Genomic DNA, 1,765 nt, shown 5'->3' on the forward strand with positions numbered 1-1,765 from the left:
TTCTAAAACATTGTTAGAAATCTATTTGACTGTCCTGATTGATTCATCCTGTTCTTATCTCATTTCACTATATTCACCGGTAGTGAATCTCTACAGAGGACTTACACCTCAGATACACAACATGCCCATCGCATAAAAAATCTCCTACCCAAGGTAGAAGATTTCAATCTTATAAAACTTAATCCGTCATGTCCGATACCAAGGTTCGATGCTCCAATGGAACACTGCACATAACTAGCAAGAAAATGAAACCTGACTGAATCCAGAAGAGGGCCAAGTCAAAGATTCCATGCACAGCAACCACTGTAAGGAAAGACAGATAAAGACCGATAATCGGACGTTTCCCCGACTCCTGACTCATATCCATCATCAAGCGAACAGGAGCAACAGAAGACAAAACTAATAAAATGGTACCCACAATTCCGTAACTCAGAATCGTATCAATATAAAGACTGTGGGCATGTTCATGATAAGGAGCATGTATCCGAGGATAAGAGTGCATATAGGTCAATGGCCCTTCACCCCAAAAAGGATTTTGCTTAAACAAGGCCATCCCAGCATCCCAAATAGAAATTCGTTCTTCCATAGAAGAATCTAAAGTCCCCATCCGAACTCCCAAATCACTGGAAAAGAGGAAGCTCAAGCCAATCGCAAATACCCCAATACTAAGCCAAAAGGCCTTCCAGTTTTTAATAGTCGTAAAGAGATAGATGATTGCTCCAGCGATAATAGCAGGAAAAGCAGTTCGATTTTGCGTAAAGTTCAATCCAAAGAGATTAACAAAGCCTGCAATCACACAGAATACTTTCAACCAATTCAACTTGGTCGTTGTAAATAGATAGAAAGCAATCATGATACAGAAACAACAAATAATTCCATAATAATTAGGATTAAAGAAGGTCACTTCTGCACGATTCTGATGCCACACCTGCATATTGGGTGAAAGAAAAGCATAGTTGAATTTCTTCACAATTTGGAAATGTTCTAAACTCGCAAAAGCAGCTGACAAGACGCTACCAAACAAGACGAGCTGCAAAATTAATCGAAAGAATTTATGTGATAAAATCGACTGATATTGCAAAAATAAAATAGCAAACAAAAACATTCCTACTGAAGCCACAAGACCCATCCAATTTTGTGCAAGAATGGATATAACAGTACTATAGCCAAGAAAAAGAAGCAGCATCGGATGCTCCCCCATTTTCTGAAGAATACTTTTCATGTCTCCTGTAAAAATCAAACTGATAATATATAAACAGAATACAACTACAAAAAGATAAAAGGGCAAAAAGATACTCAGGATAATTCCCAATAAAATCAGCTCTTTACTAGACAACCCTATCAGCTTTTCAATAAAGCCTATTGATTTCAAAATGAATCCTTTCTCTCCAAATCAGCTGATTCAGATAATAGTAAGCTATCCTATATTATACCACTTTTTTAACAATTTGAAAACAAAGGAAACGTTTTCCAAAATAAAATGTAATTCGAATGTGATAATTGAAAGTTCTATAATGAAGTTAGCCACCCAGCCCTCCTAAAAATTAGATGGTTCAACTAGCTTATAGCTAGCCCTCGATTTCATTTGATAAGAGGCTTGATGCTGTTAGGCTGACAAGCCAAGGCTAAGATTAGCCTTGGTTTAGCTGACAAAACTGCTTCAAGGGTTCCTCTTGTCAAATGAAAGCTCTTCTAGGCATAAGAAAACACCTCTGTGTTATACTTGTTGTTCAATCACAAATACAAGAAAGGCACAGAGATGCAA

1 protein-coding gene is annotated in these 1,765 nt (G+C 37.3%); it reads right to left on the reverse strand.

Going from position 1 to position 1,765, the window contains the following annotated elements:
* Positions 1-178: 178 nt before the first annotated feature.
* Positions 179-1,372 (reverse strand): O-antigen ligase, encoded by a 1,194-nt coding sequence (locus HT669_RS10730; RefSeq protein WP_007284833.1) that lies wholly within the window; start codon positions 1,370-1,372, stop codon positions 179-181.
* Between the last annotated feature and the right edge of the window lie 393 nt (positions 1,373-1,765).

The sequence above is a fragment of the Streptococcus sp. 2100 genome, assembly GCF_013276335.1.
Lineage (GTDB): Bacteria > Bacillota > Bacilli > Lactobacillales > Streptococcaceae > Streptococcus > Streptococcus pseudopneumoniae.